Here is a 25138-nt window from a genome sequence, read left to right on the forward strand (position 1 = left end):
TTATAGCGGTTTAAAATTCTTTCAGAGCGCTACCGCAATCTACGTAAACGCATGGGATTACGCTTTAATTTGATTGCTGCTATTTATAATATCGAGCTGGTCAAAAATTGATTTATGCAAGAGATCTACTTTTAAAACAGTTATGCCAGCAAATGTTGTGCAGGGTAATGCTTGGATTGAATATATTAAACAATTTAAGGAAGACGTTATTCCAGCCATAAAGCTAAAGCGGATTCAGTACCGAATTGAAAAAGAAATTTTGGAAAAGGGGTGGAAAACTAATCATCTGCATATCAAAAACTTGAAACAAAAAAATATTCAAGCCGATTAAAAGCTGAAAAATTTTTATTATTAAATAGTGCATAAAAAAGCCTGCTTATTGCAGGCTTTAGTTAAGTCTTTAATTACCAGCTTAAGGCGCCACCAGTCTGATAATCCGTCACACGCGTTTCAAAGAAGTTCTTCTCTTTACGCAAGTCCATCATCTCGGACATCCACGAGAACGGATTGGTCACACCCACATACTGCTCCGGCAAGCCCAACTGCGATAAGCGACGGTTGGCAATAAACTTCAGGTATTCTTCCATCATGGCAGCATTCATGCCCAAAACACCACGCGGCATGGTGTCACGCGCATATTCGATTTCCAGCATTGCACCTTCCAGAATCATCTGAATCACTTCCTGCTGGAACTCTTTAGTCCATAGGTTTGGATTCTCAATCTTGATCTGGTTGATCATGTCGATACCAAAATTCAGGTGCATGGATTCATCACGCAAAATGTACTGGAACTGCTCGGCAACCCCAGTCATCTTGTTGCGGCGACCCATGGACAAAATCTGGGTAAAGCCACAGTAGAAGAAAATCCCTTCCAGCACGCAATAAAACGCAATCAGGTTACGCAGCAGGGTCTGGTCATTTTCAGGCGTACCGGTCTTAAAGGTAGGATCGCCCAGACTTTGGGTATATTTCAGACCCCAAGCGGCTTTGCGCGCAACGCTGGGCACTTCACGGTACATGTTAAAGACTTCGCCTTCATCCATGCCCAGTGACTGAATGCAGTACTGATAAGCGTGGGTATGAATCGCTTCTTCAAAGGCCTGACGCAAAATGTACTGGCGGCATTCCGGATTGGTAATGTGGCGATATAGCGCCAGTACCAGATTATTGGCCACCAGAGAATCTGCGGTAGAGAAAAAGCCCAGTGAACGCATCACAATCAGGCGTTCATCTTCAGTCAGGCCATTTTCAGACTTCCACAGGGCAATATCTGCCGTCATATTGACTTCCTGTGGCATCCAGTGGTTGGCACAACCATCCAGATATTTTTGCCATGCCCATTCATACTTGAACGGCACCAACTGGTTTAAGTCAGCGCGGCAGTTGATCATGGCTTTATCATCCACTTCAACACGGCCTGCACCCATTTCCAGTTCTTCCAGACCCGGTGCAACATCCAGATGGCTCAGGGATTCTGCGGCTCTTTCCACAGCACTGCCGGCAACAGGCTGAGCTGGTGCTGTGCGAGCGGGTTGAGCAGCAGCCACTGGCGCTTCTGTTGCTGGTGTAGCAGATACCAGCGGTGCAGAACCCGTTTGCGGCGCTTTGACTGGCGCAGGTTTGACTGCGAGTGGCGTAGTGTTCGCATCATCGTCTAAATCATCCCAGCTTAAAATGGACATAGGAATTTGCCTCTTTAAATATTAATCAGTACTGCTTCTGAATGCTGCTTTTCAGCCTGTAAATGGCCCTGTTGTTTTGCACAGCATCCTAAAACGGATGTTATTACAGATAGTACATCAGCTGTTTTTTATCACAGCTGGTTGCTAATCATTCTTGGTACAGTCTTCTGGCACCTGTTTATCTTTTTGTGACCTGAACATGGCCATAAAAATATAAATCATGGGTGCATAAAACACGATAAACATGGCGATCAGGGCACCAAAGCCCAGATCATAGCCAGTATTTACCGGGGAAGGCGCCATTACTGGCACGCTTCACAGTCCGGGTTATCAATTGAGCAAGCCAAAGGTACTGGCGCCGCATTGGCAAACGCATCATCTTCTACTGCCGGACTAGGGGCAACACTTGCCGCTGCCAGCGCATTGGCTGCTGCAACCTGTTCGGCGCTTCCGGTATTTTTTACGGCATTGAGTGTGCCGGTATTAATAGTGGATTTTTCAGCCGAGGTTGCACCCAGCGCACGCAGGTAGTAGGTGGTTTTTAGGCCACGTAACCATGCCATTTTGTAGGTAATGTCCAGCTTCTTGCCATTTGCGCCGGCAATATACAGGTTCAATGACTGTGCCTGATCAATCCATTTCTGGCGACGGCTGGCTGCATCCACAATCCAGCGCGGCTCTACTTCAAAGGCCGTGGCAAACAGCGCTTTGAGGTCATCCGGCATACGGGCAATTTTCTGTACTGAACCTTCGTAGTGTTTCAGGTCATTCACCATCACCACATCCCACAGGTTACGCTCTTTCAGGGCACGCACCAGATAAGGATTGATTACGGTAAATTCACCGGACAGGTTGGACTTCACATACAGGTTCTGGAAGGTTGGCTCAATCGATTGCGCCACACCACAAATGTTGGAAATGGTAGCCGTTGGGGCAATCGCCATCACATTGGAGTTGCGCATGCCGTCTTTTTGCACTTTTTGACGCAAGGTATCCCAGTCCAGCGTCTGGCTGCGGTCTACATCAAACATGCGCTCAGGACGTGACTTGGCCACAATATCCAGCGAGTCAATCGGCAGAATACCCTGATCCCACAATGAACCCTTAAAGGTGCTGTAGCTGCCACGCTCAACCGCCAGTTCGCTGGAAGTATGAATGGCATGATAGCTAATCACTTCCATAGAGCGGTCTGCAAATTCAACGGCTTCGGCTGAACCATAGGCCACGCCAATTTCGTACAGCGCATCCTGAAAGCCCATAATACCCATGCCCACTGGACGGTGCTTGAGGTTAGAGGTCTTGGCTTGTGGCACGGCGTAATAGTTAATGTCAATCACGTTGTCCAGCATGCGCACTGCAGTTTTGACGGTGGCTTTGAGCTTTTCGCTATCCAGCGCGCCATCTTTGATGTGCTTGACCAGATTAATTGAACCTAAGTTACACACCGCAATTTCATCTTTGCTGGTGTTTAGGGTAATTTCGGTACACAGGTTGGAAGAATGCACCACGCCCACATGTTGCTGTGGTGAACGCAGGTTACATACATCCTTAAAGGTAATCCAAGGATGACCAGTTTCAAACAGCATGGACAGCATCTTGCGCCATAAGTCTTGCGCACGGATACGCTTGAATAGCTTGAGCTTGCCATCACGGGTCAGCTGCTCATACGCCTCATATTTTTCTTTAAATGCAAGGCCAGTCAGGTCATGCAGTTCCGGCACATCCGATGGGCTAAACAGCGTCCATTCGCCGTCTTCAATCACGCGCTGCATAAACAGGTCGGGCACCCAGTTGGCAGTATTCATGTCATGCGTGCGGCGACGGTCATCACCGGTGTTTTTACGCAGTTCCAGAAATTCTTCAACATCCAGATGCCAGCTTTCCAAATAAGCACAGACTGCACCTTTACGCTTGCCACCTTGGTTTACGGCAACCGCAGTGTCATTGACGACTTTCAGGAAAGGTACAACGCCCTGTGACTTGCCGTTGGTGCCTTTAATGGAGGAATTTAAAGCACGCACTGGGGTCCAGTCATTGCCCAGACCGCCTGCCCATTTGGACAGCATGGCGTTGTCCTGAATCGCACCATAAATACCATGCAGGTCATCTGGCACGGTGGTCAGGTAGCAGCTAGATAACTGGGAACGCAAGGTGCCTGAGTTAAACAGGGTCGGCGTCGAGGCCATATAGTCAAAGCTGGACAGCAGGTTATAAAATTCAATGGCCCGTGCTTCGCGGTCATCTTCATTTAAAGCTAGACCCATAGACACACGCATAAAGAACAGTTGTGGCAATTCAAAACGGGTGCCTTCACTGTGAATAAAATAGCGGTCGTACAGGGTTTGCAGGCCAAGATAAGTAAACTGGTTGCTGCGTTCCGGCATAATTGCGGCTTTGAGCTTTTCAAGATCAAAAGTCAGCAGTTGTGGATCAATCAGCTCCAGCGCAACCCCTTTTTCCAAAAAGGCTTTAAGCGCTTCATTTTCGCTGGTATGCAGCGGCAGGCCAAGGAACTCAAGACCTTCTTTAAGCAGGTCATCACGCAACAGGCGCGCTGTCACATAGGTGTAGTTAGGTTCCTGCTCAATGCGGGTACGGGTGGCCATCATCATGGTGGTTGAGATGTCACTCTCATTGACGCCGTTATAAAGGTTACGCACGGTTTCATCAATGATGGCAGGTACATCAATGCCTTCCAGCCCTTCAGCTGCTTTTTCTACGGTTTGTTGCAGCGCCGTTAAATCCAGTGGCTTAAGCTGGCCATCACTGCCCAGAATTTGCAGGGTAGGGTGATGGTTAACATCATCCTGCTGGCGCAAGGCAGCTTGCTTGTCACGGTAAATGACGTACGCGCGCGCCACTTTATGCTCACCAGTACGCATCAGGGCCAGTTCAACCTGATCCTGAATTTCTTCGATATGAATGGTGCCACCAGACGGTAAACGGCGCTTGAAAGTATTTTCAACCATTTCGGTGAGCTGGGTAACGCGTTCACGGATGCGGCTTGAATTGGCGCCCTGCTGGCCTTCAACAGCCAGAAAAGCCTTGCTGATGGCAACGGCAATTTTTTCGGCATCATAAGGAAGCACGCCACCATTACGTTTGATGACGCGTAATTGTCCGGGGGCTACTGAGGCTTGTCCAATTGGCGCATTCATGACTGCTTTTCTCCCTAAAGGTCAGTGCATTTACATAAAAAACAGCCATTTCAACAAACGCCCAGATTTTATGCAAAACACTACTAATTGTGTTGATTTAATTTGATAGGCACAAGATAAGGGATTTTCACCCGATTGGCAATCTGATCTTAAGTGATTTTGGGTGAGTTATGGTTATGTTATGTTGATCATAAAAAATACAATTGTGGATAACTTTGCGGATAACCCATGGATAACTTTGTTGATAAGTTATGGACAACGTAGCAGCAAGGCGAATAGTAAAAAACTTCTTACAGAAGGCCAAAACATATACGTTTGAGAATCAACATAATATTTACCAAAACCCTGCATGAAAAATCCTAAATGTAACCATAGGTGTTATTTTTAGCCAAGCGAATAAATGATGTAACAAATTTGCATCAATTCGGGGGCTTGCTGTAGCAGTTTGGTGAATGGCATATTGTTTACAATGTAAACGGTGTATATTGGCGCAAGGTAATTAGACCGTATCTACTTTATTTTTAACGGATACTCAGCTTATTTCGGGGAAAAACAGATGACGCAAGAAGAGAAATTGCCACGGATTTTAATTGTTGAGGATGACGAACGTCTGGCAACACTAACCCAGGACTACCTGATCAGAAACGGCCTGGAAGTGGGTGTTGAAACTGATGGTAACCGTGCCATTCGCCGTATTATTGCCGAGCAGCCGGATATGGTGGTACTGGACGTAATGCTGCCGGGTGCTGATGGTTTAACCGTTTGCCGCGAAGTTCGTCCACATTATCACCATCCTATCCTGATGCTAACAGCCCGTACCGAAGACATGGATCAGGTGCTGGGTCTGGAAATGGGTGCTGATGACTATGTACCAAAACCAGTTCAGCCACGTGTGCTGCTGGCACGTATTCGTGCCCTGCTGCGCCGTACTGATAAAGTGGTTGATGAAGAAGTGGCCCAGCGTCTTGAGTTTGACGATCTGGTCATTGATAACGGTGGCCGTTCAGTGACCCTGTCTGGCGAACTGGTTGATTTTACCAGTGCCGAATATGACCTGTTGTGGTTGCTAGCATCCAATGCAGGCCGCATCCTATCGCGTGAAGACATTTTTGAACGCCTGCGCGGTATTGAATATGACGGTCAGGATCGCTCCATTGACGTACGTATTTCCCGTATTCGTCCAAAAATTGGTGATGATCCGGAAAATCCAAAACGTATCAAGACCGTACGCAGCAAAGGCTATCTGTTTGTAAAAGAATCAACCAACGGCCTTTAACTGACAAATTGCAGGATAATATTTAAAATATAGCTGCCAAAACACACTGTTTAACCGGTTTATTGCAGGGAACAGTGTGTTTTTTGTCACTTTAAATTGTGTTTCACAAAATTTGCCTTAGAATATGTCGGTTTTTTAAAATACCTGCGCGTCGTCACTGGCGTCGAAAATAATGAGGTTAAAGATTGCGGCATAGTATATTTTTTCGTATTTACGCAAGTCTTGTCTTATTATGTGTGGTAGTTGCGCTCATTGCCTACCTGCTGGTGCAAGGTGTAAATTATAAGCGTGCACAGGCCTACCGTGAGGAAATGGCTGCGGGTGTATTTTATATTATTACACAGGGTATTGCCCGCCAGACTTCTGAGCAAACCCGGCAAAACTGGCTGGATGATGCCAGTATCCTGCTGAATTTACCGCTTAAGCTGGTGCCCAGCGATTCTATTGATTTTAGCCGCCGTGAACAGGAACTGCTGGAAAACGAAAAGTCAGTCGTTCGGTATAATAATGATAAAATTCAGGCTGATATTTATACAAAAGTTCCTAATGAAAATTTGCTACTGGCTACCCGGGTAGACAAGGCTGGTGAGCAGCAAATTAAAGCCATGGCCGTTTTTATGCTGGATGATCTGGTGTATTACCCGGGTCAGGAGCAAAAACGCCTAAAAGAAATTCGTCAGCACTTTCCCTATCCAATTGCCATTCAGTCAGTCAGCAAGCTGGGGCTGGACATTGACCAGTTATCGCGTATCCGCCGTAAAGAGGTCATCATGCTGTTGCGTGATGGAGCGTCTGCAACAGGGACCAGTATCTCGGTGGTTAGCCCAACCAGCAGTGGCAGTGAAGTACTGGTTATGGGCCCGATTCCCATGTTTAACTGGCTGCCGTTTCATTTGTTTGCCAGCGTGACGCTCATTGGTCTGTTATTAATCAGCCTTGGGGTTTATTCCCTGATTTTACCACTGGAACGCAAAATCCGGCTGGTTCGTAATGGTTTAAACCAGGTACGTACCGGTAATCTGGATGCGCGCGTACAGGTAGATGGCGAAGATGAAATTGATACGCTGGCCTTGAGTTTTAACGGCATGGCCGAGCATATCAAGCGCTTGATTGAAGCCCAGCGTGAGCTGACCCGTGCCGTATCGCATGAGCTGCGTACCCCGGTTGCGCGTGTGCGTTTTGGGGTAGAAATGCTGGCTGACACCGATGACTATGAAAGTCGTCTAGAACAGCAACTGATGATTGACAAGGATATTGAAGCACTTAATACCCTTATTGATGAAATCCTGACCTATGCCAAACTGGAGCAGGGCACACCATCGCTGAATTTTGAGGAAGTGCCACTGTATAAGCTGGTGCGTCAGGTGGCTGAAGAAACCCGGAGTCTGGGACTGGAGCCGCAGGTGCTGACACTGGAGCCAGACCATGAGCTGCTGGTTTCCGCAGAAAAACTGTATTTACACCGGGTGATGCAAAATCTGGCAGGCAATGCCATGCGTTATGCCAATCATAGAATCCGCATTAGTGGCGGGGTAGAAAACGGCAAGGCTTATATTTGTGTCGAAGATGACGGCCCCGGCATTCTGGAAAAAGACCGTGAAAAAATCTTTGAGCCATTTTCCCGCTTGGATGATAGCCGTACCCGGGCTGCAGGTTCTGCCGGTGGCTATGGCTTGGGGCTTTCTATTGTTTCGCGTATTGCTTTCTGGTTTGGCGGACATATTAGTGTTGACCAAAGTCCCGACTTGGGCGGTGCACGCTTTAAAATGTGCTGGCCAGTAAAACGCCCCCGTACTTGAGCATTCAAATGCAATATAAAAAATGCGGCTCAATCAGAGGCCGCATTTTTTTATTGGCTGTTTTTCATTGACTGGAGTTGCGGGTCAAGAAAAGCAGCCAGTAGATGTTGATAAAAATAAACTTAGACTTTTAGTTTTTTTAAGCCCTTTTTAATGCCGTTTTGCAGGCTGGCTTTAACAATGGGGCCAATTAACGGCAATCGACCTTTAAATTCAATGGTGTAATCCAGACGTGAGCGATTGCCCAGATCAATGAATTTCATTACACCATAATGATTCTTAATGGGAGCAAGGCCCTTGGTAATGGCATATTCGATCAGTTCATTTTCACGGTAAACCAGCGTGGTTTCTACAAAGGACGGTGCTAGTGGTAGTGACATCTTGCGGGCTGAACCCACGCCATTACGGCTATCCTTGCCATCCTGAATGCGCTGGATATTCATGGGGGCAAAAATCTGGCGCAGATTTTCATGCTCACTTAAAGCCGCAAACAGCTTGGCAACCGGAAAATCAAATTCCTGAACGATATGAACTTTTTGTGCTTTTAGCATGCGAGTTACCTGATGGAAGAAAAGTAGGTTCGCTGCATAGTAGGCTACTGGCACTATTTTGACAATATAGGTTGTCAAAACAAATAATCATGCAAAATTTTATTTCTTGGCCCTTAACAACAACACCTGACTTAGAGCTACTTTTTGTTGATGCCCAGTTAAAGCATCTCGACTTCCAGTAACTGACTAATTTCCTGATAAATATGATGCTTCTGCTGAACCGGGTCATGATGACTGTGGGTAATATTTTCAATACTCAAAATTTTTCGATATTGATCTTTAAGCAGGTATTCACTGGGCGGGCAAATCAGGACTTTAGGATATTTGCGCTTACCAAACTGGTCAGCAGTAATATCAATGACAATGTTGTCGTCGGTTAACCAAACATGGCATTTACGACTACCACGCAGCTTAAAGGCGGTGACAATATTGAAATTGGGATAGCCTTTTGACTTTAAGTAGGCATTCAGCATTTCACTGGTATAGTCGCACCATAAAGTAGGAAACGTATTCAGGTTGCTGCCACAATAATGCAAGTGGGGGTAAACTTCGGGTTGATCACGTAAAGTTTCCATGGCTTTTCTAAAACGGGTGACATGGGTGGTAATGTCTTGCAGGTGACTCATAACAATGATGCAGTTTATAAAATAGGCGCGTAGTGTAGTGGAAGCCAGCCAGATAATCTGTGTAGTACACCTTTGCTTACCTTAATTGTAGTGCTGGATGTAGCCGGATGAAGTGGCATGATTGGCCCTCGCATTCAAGTCCAGCTTTCGTCTTGCACCCGGGCAGAGTAATACTGCGCTTCTCCTCGTTCACATGTTATAATTCGCGCCTTATTTTTTTGGTCTGTTGGATTGGTGGTTATGACTGATTTTGCTCAAGAGCTGGCGCAGCAAGTCGCCCAGCGCAGAACCTTTGCGATTATTAGTCACCCGGATGCCGGTAAAACCACCATGACCGAAAAATTGCTGCTTTGGGGCAAGGCCATTCAGGTTGCCGGTACAGTCAAAAGCCGCAAGTCTGACCGCGCGGCTACTTCCGACTGGATGGAAATGGAAAAAGAACGGGGTATTTCCATTACCACTTCGGTTATGCAGTTTCCCTATAAAAATCATATTGTTAATTTGCTGGATACACCGGGACACGAAGACTTCTCGGAAGACACCTATCGCACATTGACGGCAGTGGATTCTGCGTTAATGGTGATTGATGGAGCCAAAGGGGTTGAAGAACGTACTATCAAGCTGATGGAAGTGTGCCGTATGCGGGATACGCCAATCATTTCTTTTGTCAACAAAATGGACCGTGAAATTCGCGATCCGCTTGAATTGCTGGATGAAATTGAAAACGTTCTGAAAATTCGCTGCGTGCCTATTACCTGGCCAATTGGTACCGGCAAGGACTTTGCGGGTGTTTATCATCTGGGGCAAAACAAAACCTATTTATATCAGCATGGACAAGGTTCACGTATTGTCGAGCTTGAAGTCCGTGAAGGGTATGATTACCCGGATATTCGGGAGAAAGTGGGTGTACTGGCATTTAGCGCCTTTGAAGAATCACTTGAACTGGCACAAATGGCACATGAGGATTTTGACCAGCAGCAATTTCTAACGGGCCAGCAAACGCCGGTTTTATTTGGTACAGCCTTGGGTAATTTTGGTGTTGACCAAGTACTGGATGCCTTTGTGGACTGGGCACCTGCACCCAAAGCCCATCCGGCCAAGGAGCGTCAGGTTGATGCCACTGAAGCAGGGTTTAGCGGTTTTGTGTTCAAGATTCAGGCCAACATGGACCCCAAGCATCGTGACCGGATTGCCTTTATGCGTATTTGTTCCGGCAAGTATGAAAAAGGCCTGAAGATGAACCATGTAAGGCTGGGTAAGGAAGTGCGGATTAGTGATGCACTGACCTTTCTGGCAGGCGAGCGTGAGCATCTGGAAGAGGCCTGGCCGGGTGACATTATTGGCTTGCATAATCATGGAACGATTCAGATTGGCGATACCTTTACCAATGGCGAGAATTTACACTTTACTGGCATTCCACATTTTGCTCCGGAAATGTTCCGCCGGGTTCGCTTAAAAGATCCTTTAAAGTCCAAGCAATTGCAAAAAGGTCTAAAGGAATTATCAGAAGAAGGGGCAACGCAGGTTTTTATGCCACAAATCAGCAATGACCTCATTCTGGGCGCAGTAGGGGTATTACAGTTTGATGTGGTGGCCTATCGCTTGAAAGAAGAGTATAAGGTCGATTGCGTGTATGAGCCGATTAGCGTGAATACGGTACGCTGGATTCATTGTAATGATGAAAAAACCTTAAATGAGTTCAAGAAAAAAGCGCATGACCAGCTGTCACTGGATGGTGGCGGACACCTGACCTATCTGGCCCCCAGCCGTGTCAACCTGCAAATTATGCAGGAGCGCTGGCCGGATATTGAGTTCAGATCAACCCGTGAGCACTAATTCTGCCCGCAAAAAACAGCAGCACGTTTCATTCAAGTCACTGCTCAAGTTATCGGCAGTGGCTTTAGTGGCACTATTCATGCCACGCAGTACTCAGCGACCGGCTCATCAACCACTAGAAAAAACTTCAGGCTCAAATCCTGTACAACAAAAAAAGTAATGGAGTTAATAGCTCAATACAGCAACTACAGATTGCGGGCAAAAGTCGCAGTAATTTACAGTTCCACTATAAAATCACTTCGGCATTGCTGATAAAAAACTTAAATTTAGCTTTAAAATCAGGCTGGTTTATTAATTAAATTATATAATTGCCTTATGAATAAAATCGCAATCAGTACACTGCTGGCCTGTAGTGGCTTTATGGGCCTGACAGCTTGCCAGAAGCCCAATGATACTGCCGAGCAGGCTAATACGCCAGCGGCCAGTACCGTGAAGCAACAACAGGCTGTTACTGGCCAGATCACCGCCAAGACTGCCAAGGCCAATTATACTTTGCCGTCCTGTCAGGCAGAAGGTTGCCCGCAAATTGACATTCAGCGGCTGGAAACCAATAAGCCATGGGTTAACCAGTTTCTGGACCAGCAAATTCTTAAGCTATCCAATGTGCAATTGACCGAGCAGCCTGCCAAGCTGACGACTTTACAGGCCCATGTCGATCGCTTTGTTCAATCTGCCAAACAGGACAGTGCGGCGCGTGGTGCCCCAGTGCCTTATACCATGCAGGTCACCCCTGAGTTCTTGGGTGAAAAAGGCAACATTGCCCTGTTTAAGATCAGTGCTGCTTTTTATAGCGGTGGCGCCCATGGCAGTGCGCTGGACAATTATTACAATCTGGATTTAAAGCTAAAAAAACAGCTTAAGCTGACCGATATTGTATTGGCGGAGCAACAGCCCAAACTGTATGAGCTGGTTCACCAGCAATATGCAGACTGGGTGAAGCAAAATGATTTATCTACCGATCTGGCAAAATATGAGCAGGACTGGCCATTCAAGTTAACCGATAATTTTACTTTTGGTAGCGAAGGCTTGGTGTTTTCATATGGACAGTATGAAATTGGCCCTTATGCAGTGGGCATGCCGGAATTTACCATTCCTTACGCCCAGTTGGAGGGCATTATTAAGCCGGACTATTTAACGGCACCTGTGCAATTGCAAAAACGGCAACCTGCTGTTGAAGAAGATGCGTCCACTACCCCTGATTGATACGCACACACATTTTGATGTGGCCGAGTTTGATCCTGACCGCTTGCAACTGGCGATACTGGCCAAACAGCGTGGTGTGCAAGCACTGGTGCTGATTGGCTTTCTGGCGCAACGCTTTAATACACTGGTACAAGTGCAGCAGCAAATTAATCAGGCTGCCACTCCCCATCCACAAGCCTTGCTGGCGCCGGGATTACATCCTTTTTATATTCAAGAGCATACAGTAGATCATTTGCAACAACTGGAACAACTGATTAAAAGCCAGCAGGTGGTTGCCATTGGGGAAATTGGCCTTGATACCTTTACCAAAGCCATGAAACAACCTGAAGTGTTTGCACGGCAACAGGCGTTTTTTTCAGCGCAACTGGAGCTGGCGCAACAGTCTAACCTGCCAGTGTTGCTGCACATTCGTCGTGCACATGCAGAAACGCTGGCTCTGTTAAAAAAGCACAACTTTAAACAGGGTGGCATTGCACATGCTTTTGGCGGCGGGATACAGGAGGCCAAGGCCTTTATTCAAATGGGATTTAAACTCGGTGTAACCGGACAAGTAACTAATCCGAATGCCAGACGGTTGCATCAAGTGATTAAAACGGTTGGGGCAGCGCATTTGGTACTGGAAACCGATTGCCCTGATATGACACCGTTATGTTGCCAGCAATCGCATGAACATCGCACCCGGAATACACCAGCTAACTTGCCTTATGTACTGGATGGTTTGAGCCAACTCTTAACAATGGATCAGGAGAAACTGGCAGGTCAGTTATGGGAAAATAGCCTGACTTGTCTCAACCTGAATCTGCCATTTGAACAAAAGTAACATTGGGAAACGGGAAACCAAGATGGAAAAAGAAAAAATTGCACGATTGGCCCTTAAAAATGCCTTAACGACAGGTGTTTTTAAACAAAATGTTTTGCTGTTTATTGAGCATCATCTGGATGAAGTCGAACCCGGGTACTGGAAGACCCATTTTGGTACTACTCAACCTACGGCATTGCAGGTAGTTGATAAACTTGTATTACAGGATAACTCAGATGCAAATTTACTGGATTTCACCTTGCCTGATGATGTTACCCAATATTTATTATGCGTTACGCTTGAGGGTAACCAGATAATAGATATATCAATGGAAAGCTGATATTAAAAATTGACAGCCATTGTCTGAACAGAACAAAATAAATTGATTACCTACTGGTTTTGAAAATGCTTCCAATGAACACTGATAACGATGAATACGAGCGCCGTTTTGCGGGTGCCGCACGAGTATATGGTGAGCAGTCGTTTCATCAGTTTGAACAGGCTCATGTGATGGTCATTGGCATCGGCGGTGTAGGTTCATGGGCTGTTGAGGCATTGGCGCGTAGTGGCGTAGGAAGGCTAACGCTGGTCGATATGGATGTGCTGGTGGCATCCAATATCAATCGGCAGCTCCCGGCATTAACCGAAACTTTTGGCCATGGGAAAATTGATGTCATGGCAGCGCGCATTAAAAGTATTAATCCACGTGTGCGCCTAAATTTGATAGATGACTTTCTTGCACCAGACAATGTAAAGACACTGCTTGAGCAGTATCAGCCGGATATTATTCTGGATTGCATTGATGATGTTAAGGCTAAGATTGCCCTGATTTTACATTGTCGCTTTAACAAGCTTCCATTGGTTGTTTCGGGTGGGGCAGGCGGCAAGCTTGATCCGCTAAAAATTCGGGTAGCGGATTTATCACAGACCGAGCAAGACCCGATGCTGGCCAAAATCCGCAGTGAGCTACGCAATAGAGGCATCTGCAAAAAGCCCAAGGACAAGTTTGGGATTACCTGCATTTATTCAATTGATAATCCATTCAGCAATCAGGCAGTTTGTGAAACAACGGTGAATGCAGGTGCTGGCCTGCGTTGTGGTGGTTATGGTTCCGCAGTAACTGTCACCGCGACTTTTGGTATGGTTGCAGCAGCTGAGGTATTAAAGAAATTAGGCCAGATTTAATTTAATAACCCCTATAACTGTCCCATTAGTGTGCTGCGTTGGGTTGGTTTTACAGGTTCAATGATTGTTTGATTTATCAACGATGAATCTTCGAACTGTTTTATTTTCTGACTGACATTTGAATTAGGATATTTATTCTTAATAAACAAAAAAGCTTGTTTGGCTTCGCCCTCAATAACAGGTTTATTTTCCTGCTCATTAAAGTATTCAATAGGACGAGTGTTATCCATTCCATGTATAAAAAAATATAAATAATAAGCCGCCAGTGTTTGTGCATCTTTTGCAAAGTAAGCATCAGGGTATTGCTTGGTATAATTTTCCCAAAAAATAGCCCGTTCACCTAATTCCTGCCAGGAAATGGCAATTGCAGCATCATAATAAAACTGCTGCTGATTTTGCTGCGCAATAGCCTTGATAAAAACCTGATCGGCTTGTGGCAGAGTAGGTGCAAAGCGTTTCACAATATAGTCTGGATTTAATCGAATGATATAAAAACCTTCACCAATGTCCAGTAGGTCAAAATTATGATTTATTGCCTGACTAAACCATTTCTTTTGTTCAGGCTGCAATACAGTAAGCAATCTTTTAGCCAGCAAGGGTGGCTGATATTCTTCTGGCGTAACATCTAAAAAAAAATCATTATGACGGCTTAATTCTTTTTTTTCACCGTCTACCAGAGAAATATGCTGATTGACGGCCTGTAGGAAGCTTTCCATCACTTCATAACGTTGTGCCAATGTCAGTCGTTTTAAATGTTGCTGTAAAAGCTGATCAGCTTTAATAAAATCATTAAACTGCTTACTCTTGGCCAGCGTATGAATGGCATCTTTCAATAGCCCATAAGCATTGGGGTTTGATTGATGGTTAGCTGTCACAGAATATTTAATTGATGGGCTGGAAGTTGCTAATACTGAATGAACTGCCGGGCTAAGATTATGCTGATAATAATAAAGACCAACAATCATGCCTGCCAGAATCAAGCCAACAAATATAAGCAAAATAAAAATTTTTCTTTTAAAAATCATTATTAAAACCATTTTTGTAGTAGGATTTTTCTAATTAAATATATTAAGAAAATTGAATGGAAAAGGATAGGCAGTTGAATGCTGCCTATCCTTAAATTAGGTTAATCACGTCAACCTAATATGCGCACTAAAATTACATCAATTCAATGGCAACAGCAGTGGCTTCACCACCACCAATGCACAGGGCTGCAATGCCTTTCTTGCCGCCCGTGCGTTTTAATGCATGGATCAGGCTCAGAATAATGCGCGAACCGGTAGAGCCTACCGGATGGCCCAGCGCACAGGCACCACCATGAATATTAACTTTCTCGGCATCCAGCTTGTAGTTATCAATGGCCGCCATAGTCACCATGGCAAATGCCTCATTGATTTCCCACAGGTCAACGTCTTCAGCATTCCAGCCAGCCTTGTCCAGCACTTTTTGAATTGCACCCACTGGCGCAATGGTAAATTCGCTAGGATGCTGTGAATTGCTGGACGTTGCAACAATACGGGCCAGTGGTTGCAAGCCTTTGGCCTGAGCATTGGATTCAGAGGTCAGTACCAGCGCAGAGGCTCCATCAGAAATAGAGCTGGCATTTGCTGCTGTAATCGTACCATCTTTGGCAAACGCTGGTTTTAAGCCAGGAATTTTGTCCAGTTTGGCGTTCAGCGGTTGTTCATCCTGAGCAACAGTTTCTTCACCTTTACGGGTTTTTACCGGAACTGCCACAATCTCGTCTTTGAAATAACCTTCATTGATTGCAACTTGCGCGCGCTTTAATGAACGAATAGCAAAATCATCCATTTGTTCACGGGTGTAGCTCATTTTGTTGGCCATATCCTGAGCAAAAGAACCCATCAGACGACCAGTTTCTGCATCTTCCAGACCATCAAGGAACATATGATCCTTAATTTCGCCATGGCCCATGCGAAAACCACCACGCGCTTTAGCCAGTACATAAGGCGCATTGGTCATGGATTCCATGCCACCCGCTACCACGACATTGGCGCTACCAGCCTTAATCATATCAGTGGCTTGCATGACGGCTTTCATGCCAGAACCACACAACTTGTTAATGGTCACGGCACCGGTATTATCCGGTAAGCCAGCTTGACGCATTGCCTGACGCGCAGGACCCTGCTTTAAACCACCCGGCAATACGCAGCCCATGATAACTTCTTCAACATCAGTAGGTTGCAATCCAGCACGCTGCACTGCTTCCCGAATGGCGACTGCACCTAGCTCTGGTGCAGTAACGCTAGCCAGAGAGCCCTGGAAGCCACCCATTGCGGTACGTGCGCCATTAACAATCACAACTGATTCAGACATATTTCACTCCTAACATGCGCACCCGGAATAAAGAGGGATAGGTGCACCCAATATAAAATGGGCACAGTATACAAAAATTATAGCCCTGCACGGCAATTAATCGTCAGAAACAACAGAATCCATTGATTTAACAGCTGATATTCGTACCGCTAGCGGTCTCATGGATACCATCACCGTTATTGTCTTTAGAGGACCTAGCACTACCAATTTTGGGTAAAATAATCATCCGGTGCCAGTAGTTTTCCTCAGCACAGTACCGGAAACTGCCATTACTCATGTCCAGGCGGCCACGCTCAGCGGTATATAGCAAAACATTTGAAGTACTGCCTCCAGCCCCACGCCAGCTAACTTGTCCATACTTAATATTGGTGGGGTAGTAATTTAAAATAGTTTCAGTATTATCCAGCGCACGATTATGATTCTGATCAATAAATAATAATGCACCTTTATTCCAGTCATTATCACAGTTTGTATAATCACTACTGCCACATAAGCCGATAGCATAATGCAGGGTAGCTGCTTTAATACGGGCATCACTTAAGGCGGGATAGAACCGATTAAATACTTGGATTGCCTCAGAACTTCTTAACAAAGAACTAAAAAAAGGTGCTGAAATCATAACAAGAATAGAAATAACTGCTATCACTGTAACGAGTTCAACCAGTGTAAAACCGGATATTTTTCTTAAAAATTGCATTTTATGTTTTCTCAAACAAGTCTTATTGGATATCAAATAAAAATTATCTTATTGAAATAGATCATTTATTTGGTTTTTTTAAGTATAGACTACTCTGTCTAATAAAAAAAGTGCAATAATTTCTTTAAATAATACAAAGTATTGACTCTGCAACGTGAAACTTACTAAACTGCAACGGAAGATGTAAAAATTTTTATCAATACTTCGCTCTATGGAGTTACTTCGGAACACACCTGGAAAGCGGGTACTGGGTAATGAAGTAATCTGAAGTGTGACATGAAGACTTAAAAATGCTGGAAAAATAGTTATTTAACTATTCCAGTGAGCCGAAAAACCGAGTAGGCTAAACACTGAACAACAAATTTTTTAAACATCTGGAGGAATCCATGAAACTGAGTCGTATTGCGCTCGCGATGTTAGTTGCAGCTCCGTTTGCTGCCGCAAATGCAGGTGTAACTGTAACCCCATTAATGCTGGGTTATCACTGGTATCCAGAAGATACGCAGGACAAAATGCGGAATGAAGCATTAACTAACCGCGACACTACTGGTGCTAATATTCCAGGTGGTGTAGCACTGGTTAATGACCTGTCTGTTGGTGCAGCTATTGGTCTGGAACTGACTCCATGGTTGCAAGCAGAAGTTGAATACCAGCAAACCAAAGCTGATGCTCAACATAATGAACGTAACTCACCAAACGAGTTCGGTTTTCCATACAATGGCGTTCCTTACGATGCCAAGCATGAAACCTTAAGCGGTAACCTGATTGCGACTACTGACGTATTCACTGGTAACTATGACAGTAAAGTTAAGCCATATGCCTTGATCGGTGGTGGTTACAGCCGTATTACTGTAGATAACCCTGGCTATGATTACCGTTCATATGACACCATTGGTAACTTGGGTGCCGGTGTACTGTGGCAGCTAAATGATGCATTAACACTGCGTACTGAAGCTCGTGCAACGCACAACTTCGATAACAACTGGTGGGAAGGCCAAGGTATTGCTGCCCTGCAAGTGGTACTGGGCGGTCACCTGAAACCTGCTGCTCCAGTTGCTCCAGTTGAGCCAATTGCACCACCACCACCACCAGTTGTTGAGCCAACTCCTGAGCCAACTCCTGAGCCACAACAGCTGACCGAAGACCTGAAAATGGAACTTCGTGTATTCTTTGATACTAACAAGTCTAATATCAAGGAACAGTACAAGCCTGAAGTTGCCAAAGTTGCCCAGAAACTGCAAGAGTATCCAAATGCTACTGCAATGATCGAAGGTCATACTGACAACACTGGTCCACGTAAACTGAATGAGCGCCTGTCTATGGCTCGTGCAAATTCTGTGAAGTCTATGCTGGTTGGCCAATACGGTATTGATGGTAGCCGTCTGACTACCCAAGGTTATGCATGGGATCGTCCAATTGCACCGAACAACACCAAAGAAGGTCGTGCAATGAACCGTCGTGTGTATGCAGTAATTACCGGTAGCCGTACTGTAACTGTACCAGCTGACCAAGTACCTACTACTGCACCTGCAGCTACTGCTACTACTGAGTAATTTACAGTAATAGGCCGTTAAGAAAAAATAGTCGCCCTGTGCGGCTATTTTTTTGACCAAAAATCTTTCAATTTAAATTTATGCTGTTTTCATTTCTTAAAAAAGTATAAAAACTCATTATCCAAAAATTACATATTTGATACTACCCTTAAAAATAAATTCATCCTTTGTCATTCTTCTCCGTGATTCGGTAAAAATATTTTGTTACCTGTTTTGTTTACTTGTAGCTTCAATTACGCTCTGCCAGATTAATAAATTCTTACATCTCTGGAGAGATTGATGAAACTAAATCGTGCTGTACTGGCAATATTATTAGCTGCTCCTTTTACTGTAGCGACCGCTGGTGTTACTGTTAGTCCACTGATCTTGGGGTATACCTGGTATCCTGATAATGCTAAAAAACGTGAGCGTACTGAACAGTTTGCTGTGAATCAGTCGGGTACTGGCTATCAATTGGACAATGATGTCTATACCGGTGCAGCCATTGGCCTGGAACTTACGCCATGGCTTGGTTTTGAGGTGGAGTATGGTGAAACACGTGCAGAGGCCAAACTGAAAAATGGTACAACTAGCCTGACTACTGATACTTATGATGCCAAACAGAGAAACCTGCTGGGTAATTTTTATGTGACTTCTGACCTGATCACTAAAAATTATGACAGTAAAGTTAAGCCATACGTGATGCTGGGTGCGGGACAAGCCAAATATGAAATTGATGAAACTGGCAGCAGTGTGGGCACTGAATCTACTGATACTATTGGTAATGCAGGACTAGGGGTATTCTGGCGAGTCAATGATGCGCTGTCTGTTCGCACCGAAGGACGTGCCATTTATAACTTTGATAATAAAATCTGGGAGCCGCAAGCCATTGCCGGGTTAAATCTGGTATTGGGCGGCCATTTAAAGCCGGCAGTTCCTGTGGCTCCGGTTGAGCCAGTGGCACCGCCCCCTGTTGTGATTGCACCGGTGGCAACCCCCATTGCACCACCCCCTAAAGAGCTGACCGAAGATTTACGAATGGAGCTGCGTATTTTCTTTGATACCAATAAATCTGTGATCAAAGCGCAATACAAACCAGAAGTGGCCAAGGTTGCTACCAAGTTGCAGGAATATGCCAATGCATCAGCCACCATTGAAGGGCATACCGATAATACAGGCTCGCGCCAGTTGAATGAGCGTCTGGCACTGGCACGTGCCAATGCGGTAAAAGCAATGCTGGTAAATGAATTTGGCATTAACGCCAGTCGTTTAAGCACGCAGGGTTTTGCCTGGGATAGTCCGATTGCTACCAATGCCACGCCAGATGGACGTGCCTTAAACCGTCGTGTTTATGCCGTCATCAAGGGTAGCCGTACCGTGATTGTTCCTGCTGATCAGGTGCCTGCCAACTAAATGCTGCCAAGTCCTGTGAAATTTTAAACTTATAAAAAAAGCCGCAATTACTGCGGCTTTTTTTAGGGCATTGGCAAGGGTTAAATGATGCTGATGCATTTACATGTCCTCCCACAGGTTCTTTTTAAGACGCTGGCGGGTTGTGCGACGCTCACGCATTCTGGCCACATCGATATCCTGCTTCTGATGCACGCCACTTTTATGCAATAGCGGATGCAAGGCAAGATGATTACGCTCCTGAAACGCTGGCATTTTCTTAACTTTCATAACTGTTCCTCACCAATTTTGTATTTTTAGCCTTTGACACACAAAACCTGTTTTAAGGTATGCACCACTTCAACCAGATCAGTCTGATTGGCCATAACCTGATCAATATCCTTGTAGGCTGCCGGGATTTCATCCACAACACCACCATCCTTACGGCATTCAACCCCTTGAGTTTGCAGGCTGAGGTCATCACTGGTAAACAGGCGCTTAGCCTTACTACGACTCATCTTGCGGCCTGCCCCATGCGAGCAGGAACAAAACGATTCGGGATTGCCTTTACCTCTGACAATATAGGATTTGGCGCCCATTGATCCGGGAATAATACCCAGCTCATCGTGTCCGGCCCGAATGGCACCCTTGCGGGTAACAAACACATTTTCACCAAAATGCTGTTCCTGCTGCACATAATTGTGATGGCAGTTCACGGCTTCCTTGGCTAACTGGAATGGTGGTAAAAGCGGGCGGATCGCTTCCAAAACCAGTCGCATCATCTCGCGGCGGTTTTCATAGGCATAATCCTGTGCCCAGTGTACGGCTTCTACATAATCATCAAAACTGTTTGAGCCTTCAGCAAAATATGACAGGTCTTTATCTGGAACGTGACCAAAACGGTGCTGTGCTTCCTTTTTGGCCAGTTCAATAAAGTAGCTACCTATGCAATTACCAAGGCCGCGACTACCGGAGTGCAGCATTACCCATACCTGCTGCTGCTCATCCACACACAGTTCAATAAAGTGATTGCCGCCGCCCAGTGTGCCCAGTTGCTTTTGCCAGGTCTGGTCAAAATTTTTCAGCATGCGCTTAAGACCCGGATGCTTGGCGATAATGACCTGCAAACGCTTGTCCAGTGGGCTTAAGGTAGACGCTTTTGCCTTTACCTGCTTGTGCAAGGCAAACCCCACGGGCACCTTGCGTTCAATGTCACTACGGATACGGCGCAAGTCATCTGGCAACTGGCTGGCATTTAAGCTTAGCCGGACTGCATTCATACCACAGCCGATATCCACCCCAACCGCAGCAGGGATAATGGCATTTTTGGTGGGAATAACACTGCCTACCGTTGCACCAATGCCCAGATGCACATCTGGCATGACAGCCACATGCGAATGGATAAACTGCAACTGCGCCACTTTTCTAAGCTGTTCAATGGCATCAGCTTCTATGTCTTGCGTGAAGACTTTAATAGGAACGCCATAACCAGAGTTGGCGTTAATGGTCATTTGAATGGCCATGCTTATTTTCCATTTTTAAAATTGATTATGGGTAAATATCAACTGACAAGGGAGCTAGTACCATGCTGTTATTGGTATAAGGCTTGTCGTAAGGGTTTTTTTGCCTATAAAAAAACCCAGCGAATGCTGAGCTTTTGGCTGCTGCATTCGGATATTTACCACCTTTGGTTTGGCAAACATCCGAATTGATGGATGTTTGCTAAACAGTGATGTTTTTCTTCAAATTAGGGTTTAGCACAACATCCTCCTTTTAATAAAACGGGTGAAATGAATGAATCTGGTTTTTCGATAAATCGGTATTAAATAGCTACTGATTTATGAAGGGTTGGCATTATAAATAGAATGTTTATAAATGCAACTCCAATTTACCAGAATATCACTATGAACCAAAAGTTAAATAAGCCTAAAAAGGCATTTTCATCTGTAGTATTAATGGGGTTAAATGCCTAAAAAACAATAGCAGTCCGCGTGTATGAGAAAGAGGTAACCCTTGTTAGTACTGGCGTTGTGACTAGGACATAAGGCTATAACCAATCCTTTGTCTACTGTTAAAACAAAAATAGCTAAGCTTAAAAATTCACGTTTACAGGAGAGTACTGATATTTAAAAAATATTAATACCGAAGAACCATTAATGATCTAAGGCTTGGGTTTGGCACAAATCCACTGGAATGCTGTGCTGCCAACCCAGTTAATACATGATTGGCTGAGGCTGGCAAGCATTGCTGTATCCAGTTTCAGTTTAGACATCAACAGAGTAAAAAGCACTTAATCACCGCGGTAAGGCCGCACGTCCATCTCGGCATAGGGCACAAAGCGGGTTTTATATTTAAAGCGGTAACCCAGCCAGATGGCCAGAAAAATGGGAATGCTAATGTAAGCCGAAATAATGCCCTGCCAGTCAATATGCTCACCCATAAAGGCCTGATAATTTTGCCCGAGGGTAATGAACAAGCACAGGCCAAAGGCAAACAGGGGGCCAAACGGGAAAAACTTGGCACGGTAAGGCAGGTCACTTAACTGGTAGCCCTGTGCAATATAGCCCTTGCGAAAACGGTAATGCGCCACGGCAATACCCAGCCACACAATAAAACCACACATGCCTGAGGTATTCAGCAGCCACACATACACCTGTTTGTCACCAATAAAAGTGCTTAAAAAACACAGCCCACCAATCAGGGTGGTGGCCAGCAGCGCATAACGGGGTACGCCGTTTTTACTGAGTCTGGCAAAAATCCGCGGTGCATTGCCTTCTTTGGCCAGGTTATACAGCATGCGGGTTGAGGCATACATGCCAGAATTTCCAGCCGACAAGATAGCTGTCAGGATCACGGCATTCATGACACTGGCGGCAAAGGCAAAACCGGCACGCTCAAACAGCAGGGTAAACGGCGATACCGTAATGTCATTATTGCTGGCGGCTTGCAGCAGGCGCGGGTCATCGTAGGGAATGAGCGTACCAATTACAAAAATGGCCAGAATGTAAAACATCAGGATGCGCCAGAATAACTGCTTGATGGCCAGTGGGATGGTCTTTTTAGGGTTTTCCGATTCCCCGGCTGCCACACCAATCAGCTCGGTGCCCTGAAAGGAAAATCCGGCAATCATGGCAACCCCAACCATGGCTTGCAGGCCACCTACAAACGGCGCATCACCATGCGTCCAGTTACTAAACCCGGGCGATTGTACGCCATGCATCAGGCCAAAAATACTGGCCAGCCCAAGCCCAATGAAAATGATCACAGCAATGACTTTAACCAGCGAAAACCAGAATTCACTTTCGCCAAAGCCCTTAACTGAAATGACATTAAGCAAAAACATCAGTAGCAAAAAGCCGCCACTCCACACGATGCCATTGACCTCTGGAAACCAGAAACTCATGATAATCTGTGCTGCCACCAGCTCCGCAGCAATGGTAACCGCCCAGTTGTACCAGAAGTTCCAGCCCAGTGCGAAGCCAAAGCCTTTTTCCACATAGCGCTCGCCATAGGTGGAAAATGAGCCGGAAACCGGTTGGTAAGCGGCCATTTCACCTAGACTGGTCATCAGGAAAAATACCATAACGCCAATCAGGGCATAAGCCAGCAATGCACCTGCCGGCCCAGCCGCAGCAATGGTACTGCCGGATGCCAGAAACAGGCCGGTGCCAATAGAGCCGCCAATGGCAATCATGTTTAAGTGGCGTGCTTTGAGTTTGCGCTGTAAGTGCGGCGTTGCAGGGTGTGGACTGGCCATGGGCAAAAAAATATCCAAGCAAAAAGAATATCGGGTGAATCAGGTAACTGGTAAATCAGCTTAATGAAAAACTAGCTGCGTATGGCCTGATACACATGGAAGCCATGACCCTGTGCTAGGGTATGACAATGGCCAAAGCGATTTTGGAGCAGCGGAGGATATTTTAAAAAGCTGTTGGCAACAATCCTTAATTCACCCTTCACTTTTCGGGTGTTGTCGAGATGCGACACTGCCTGATTGAGCAAATCTTCAGTGGCCTGATAGCTGGTACGAATGCCCTGATGAAATGGTGGGTTGCTAATAATGGCCCCCAGATTGTGCGGGGCATCAGCAATGCCACGTCCGGCAATCAACTGCACAGTGTCATCCTCATTAATCTGGTTGGCTGCCAGACTGAATCGGGTGGCAGCCAGTGCAAAGGCATCGACATCCATAAAATGAACCGTTTGCTGGGGATGTTTTTTCTTTAAAAAACAGCCAATAACACCTGCACCGCAACCAAAATCCAGCAAGTCGCCTTTGGGCAGTTTGTCCAGATGCTGCAATAACAGGGCAGTGCCCATATCCAGATGGCCGTGGCTAAACACACCGGGCAGGCTGACCACCTTCAGTTGGTCAAATGGCTCTAGCACAAAGGTTTTGGCCCATTCGGCCAGGGGCTTGTCGCTAACAGGGCCGGACAAATTGCATTGCCACAACTGGCAATGCCGGGCGCTATCGAGTTTTAAGGTTTTGCCATAAGGCTGTAACTGCTTGGCAGCACGCTCAATACCAGCACGCTTTTCTCCCACCAGAAACAGCTCGCCCTGAGGTTTTAACCGGCTGGCAATGCGCTGTAATAAATAATCGGTGAGTTCTTTTGATTTGGGCAAAAAGATAATGGCCTGATCAAATTGCTGTTCTGGTGGCTCGGCTGAAAAGTGGCAATTACTGCTCAGCTGCGTCAATGCACTATAATCCCCAAAGTGCCATGACCAGGCAAACAGGCTGCTAACCTGTGGTTTTAGCTCATGAATTAACTGATCGGCTGGCAGGCCTGCCAGTAATACGGAACCCTTAAAAAAACTGAGTTGCCGTAAAATTACCTCACTGCGCGGATCCATGCCATGCCCCTGTAACGTATCTGGTTTAAAAATGAAATTTTAGCAGAACTTGCCTAATGAATTCTGCGTGCGCCACAATGAAAATCTAAACCGTCAGAATCAAGGCAGGATGAAAAAGTCTGGTCTGGTTTTGCTGGCCCGATGGGGTGGTTACAAAGTAACCAGTATGAGGTGTTTAAAAAAACCAATGCTGTAACCGGTTCTCTGA

General features: G+C 45.7%; 21 protein-coding genes and 2 pseudogenes. 11 read left to right on the plus strand and 12 right to left on the minus strand.

Annotation, left to right across the window (positions count from 1 at the left end):
* Window positions 1-6: 6 nt before the first annotated feature.
* Window positions 7-111, plus strand: a pseudogene (locus tag BKE30_RS10020) (IS5/IS1182 family transposase); the annotation flags it as partial.
* 10 nt (window positions 112-121) lie between these two features.
* A pseudogene (locus BKE30_RS16030) lies at window positions 122-331 on the plus strand (nuclease-related domain-containing protein); the annotation flags it as partial.
* A 73-nt stretch (window positions 332-404) separates the two neighbouring features.
* Here the strand turns inward: BKE30_RS16030 and BKE30_RS10030 are convergent.
* The 3 genes from BKE30_RS10030 to BKE30_RS10035 form a co-directional block, all read right to left on the minus strand.
* Complete coding sequence (locus BKE30_RS10030; protein ID WP_076878466.1) at window positions 405-1682, minus strand: ribonucleotide-diphosphate reductase subunit beta; 1278 nt, start codon at window positions 1680-1682, stop codon at window positions 405-407.
* A 144-nt stretch (window positions 1683-1826) separates the two neighbouring features.
* Window positions 1827-1985, minus strand: a complete 159-nt coding sequence (locus BKE30_RS15860) for a preprotein translocase subunit YajC (protein WP_143253705.1) — start codon at window positions 1983-1985, stop codon at window positions 1827-1829.
* Window positions 1985-4840 (minus strand): ribonucleoside-diphosphate reductase subunit alpha, encoded by a 2856-nt coding sequence (locus tag BKE30_RS10035; protein ID WP_076878467.1) that lies wholly within the window; start codon window positions 4838-4840, stop codon window positions 1985-1987. The genes BKE30_RS15860 and BKE30_RS10035 overlap by 1 nt, the downstream gene beginning before the upstream one ends.
* 556 nt (window positions 4841-5396) lie before the next feature.
* Between BKE30_RS10035 and BKE30_RS10040 the strand changes: the two genes are divergently transcribed.
* Complete coding sequence (locus tag BKE30_RS10040; RefSeq protein WP_026471863.1) at window positions 5397-6116, plus strand: response regulator; 720 nt, start codon at window positions 5397-5399, stop codon at window positions 6114-6116.
* A 185-nt stretch (window positions 6117-6301) separates the two neighbouring features.
* The gene (locus BKE30_RS10045; protein WP_076878468.1) at window positions 6302-7915 is read left to right on the plus strand and encodes an ATP-binding protein; all 1614 of its coding nucleotides are present in this window, start codon (window positions 6302-6304) and stop codon (window positions 7913-7915) included.
* Window positions 7916-8037: 122 nt separating this feature from the next.
* Here BKE30_RS10045 and BKE30_RS10050 read toward each other — a convergent pair whose 3' ends face one another.
* Window positions 8038-8466 carry an SRPBCC family protein gene (locus BKE30_RS10050; RefSeq protein ID WP_076878469.1) on the minus strand — a complete coding sequence of 143 codons (429 nt, stop codon included), beginning with the start codon at window positions 8464-8466 and terminating at the stop codon, window positions 8038-8040.
* 158 nt (window positions 8467-8624) lie between these two features.
* The gene (locus BKE30_RS10055) at window positions 8625-9092 is read right to left on the minus strand and encodes a hypothetical protein (RefSeq protein ID WP_076878470.1); all 468 of its coding nucleotides are present in this window, start codon (window positions 9090-9092) and stop codon (window positions 8625-8627) included.
* Window positions 9093-9332: 240 nt separating this feature from the next.
* Between BKE30_RS10055 and BKE30_RS10060 the strand changes: the two genes are divergently transcribed.
* The 5 genes from BKE30_RS10060 (at window position 9333) to BKE30_RS10080 (ending at window position 14115) form a co-directional block, all read left to right on the plus strand.
* A complete protein-coding gene (locus BKE30_RS10060; protein WP_076878471.1) occupies window positions 9333-10928 on the plus strand; it encodes a peptide chain release factor 3 in 1596 nt (531 codons plus the stop codon).
* 315 nt (window positions 10929-11243) lie between these two features.
* Window positions 11244-12131, plus strand: a complete 888-nt coding sequence (locus tag BKE30_RS10065; RefSeq protein ID WP_076878472.1) for an RsiV family protein — start codon at window positions 11244-11246, stop codon at window positions 12129-12131.
* Window positions 12109-12951, plus strand: coding sequence for a TatD family hydrolase (locus BKE30_RS10070; protein ID WP_076878473.1), 843 nt, complete (start codon window positions 12109-12111; stop codon window positions 12949-12951). The genes BKE30_RS10065 and BKE30_RS10070 overlap by 23 nt, the downstream gene beginning before the upstream one ends.
* Before the next feature lie 22 nt (window positions 12952-12973).
* Window positions 12974-13270 carry a DUF2004 domain-containing protein gene (locus tag BKE30_RS10075; RefSeq protein WP_076878495.1) on the plus strand — a complete coding sequence of 99 codons (297 nt, stop codon included), beginning with the start codon at window positions 12974-12976 and terminating at the stop codon, window positions 13268-13270.
* A 74-nt stretch (window positions 13271-13344) separates the two neighbouring features.
* Window positions 13345-14115 carry a tRNA threonylcarbamoyladenosine dehydratase gene (locus tag BKE30_RS10080; RefSeq protein ID WP_143253706.1) on the plus strand — a complete coding sequence of 257 codons (771 nt, stop codon included), beginning with the start codon at window positions 13345-13347 and terminating at the stop codon, window positions 14113-14115.
* An 11-nt stretch (window positions 14116-14126) separates the two neighbouring features.
* Here the strand turns inward: BKE30_RS10080 and BKE30_RS10085 are convergent, their stop codons facing one another.
* The 3 genes from BKE30_RS10085 to BKE30_RS10095 all read right to left on the minus strand — a co-directional run bounded on the left by BKE30_RS10085 (window position 14127) and on the right by BKE30_RS10095 (window position 17149).
* On the minus strand, window positions 14127-15140 hold the full coding sequence (locus BKE30_RS10085; RefSeq protein WP_076878475.1) for a hypothetical protein: 1014 nt from the start codon (window positions 15138-15140) through the stop codon (window positions 14127-14129).
* Window positions 15141-15273: 133 nt separating this feature from the next.
* Entirely contained in the window at window positions 15274-16452 is a 1179-nt protein-coding gene (locus tag BKE30_RS10090; protein ID WP_076878476.1) for a thiolase family protein, read from the minus strand.
* A 127-nt stretch (window positions 16453-16579) separates the two neighbouring features.
* A complete protein-coding gene (locus BKE30_RS10095; RefSeq protein ID WP_076878477.1) occupies window positions 16580-17149 on the minus strand; it encodes a GspH/FimT family pseudopilin in 570 nt (189 codons plus the stop codon).
* A gap of 386 nt (window positions 17150-17535) precedes the next feature.
* On the opposite strand from BKE30_RS10095, the gene omp38 (BKE30_RS10100) reads away from it, so the two are divergent.
* Together omp38 (BKE30_RS10100) and omp38 (BKE30_RS10105) are read left to right on the plus strand one after the other, a co-directional pair.
* Window positions 17536-18702, plus strand: coding sequence for an outer membrane protein Omp38 (gene omp38, locus BKE30_RS10100; protein ID WP_076878478.1), 1167 nt, complete (start codon window positions 17536-17538; stop codon window positions 18700-18702).
* Between the two features lie 279 nt (window positions 18703-18981).
* The gene (gene omp38, locus BKE30_RS10105) at window positions 18982-20094 is read left to right on the plus strand and encodes an outer membrane protein Omp38 (protein WP_076878479.1); all 1113 of its coding nucleotides are present in this window, start codon (window positions 18982-18984) and stop codon (window positions 20092-20094) included.
* A 99-nt stretch (window positions 20095-20193) separates the two neighbouring features.
* Here omp38 (BKE30_RS10105) and BKE30_RS16215 read toward each other — a convergent pair whose 3' ends face one another.
* From BKE30_RS16215 to BKE30_RS10120, 4 genes are all read right to left on the minus strand, one after another.
* Entirely contained in the window at window positions 20194-20361 is a 168-nt protein-coding gene (locus BKE30_RS16215; protein ID WP_198938072.1) for a hypothetical protein, read from the minus strand.
* A 26-nt stretch (window positions 20362-20387) separates the two neighbouring features.
* Window positions 20388-21593: an RtcB family protein gene (locus BKE30_RS10110; protein ID WP_076878480.1), complete on the minus strand. Its 1206-nt coding sequence runs from the start codon at window positions 21591-21593 to the stop codon at window positions 20388-20390.
* A 767-nt stretch (window positions 21594-22360) separates the two neighbouring features.
* Window positions 22361-23827, minus strand: coding sequence for an amino acid permease (locus tag BKE30_RS10115; protein ID WP_076878481.1), 1467 nt, complete (start codon window positions 23825-23827; stop codon window positions 22361-22363).
* 71 nt (window positions 23828-23898) lie between these two features.
* Window positions 23899-24930, minus strand: coding sequence for a class I SAM-dependent methyltransferase (locus BKE30_RS10120; RefSeq protein WP_076878482.1), 1032 nt, complete (start codon window positions 24928-24930; stop codon window positions 23899-23901).
* Between the last annotated feature and the right edge of the window lie 208 nt (window positions 24931-25138).

The sequence above is a fragment of the Alkanindiges hydrocarboniclasticus genome, assembly GCF_001982605.1.
Classification (GTDB): Bacteria; Pseudomonadota; Gammaproteobacteria; order Pseudomonadales; family Moraxellaceae; genus Alkanindiges; species Alkanindiges hydrocarboniclasticus.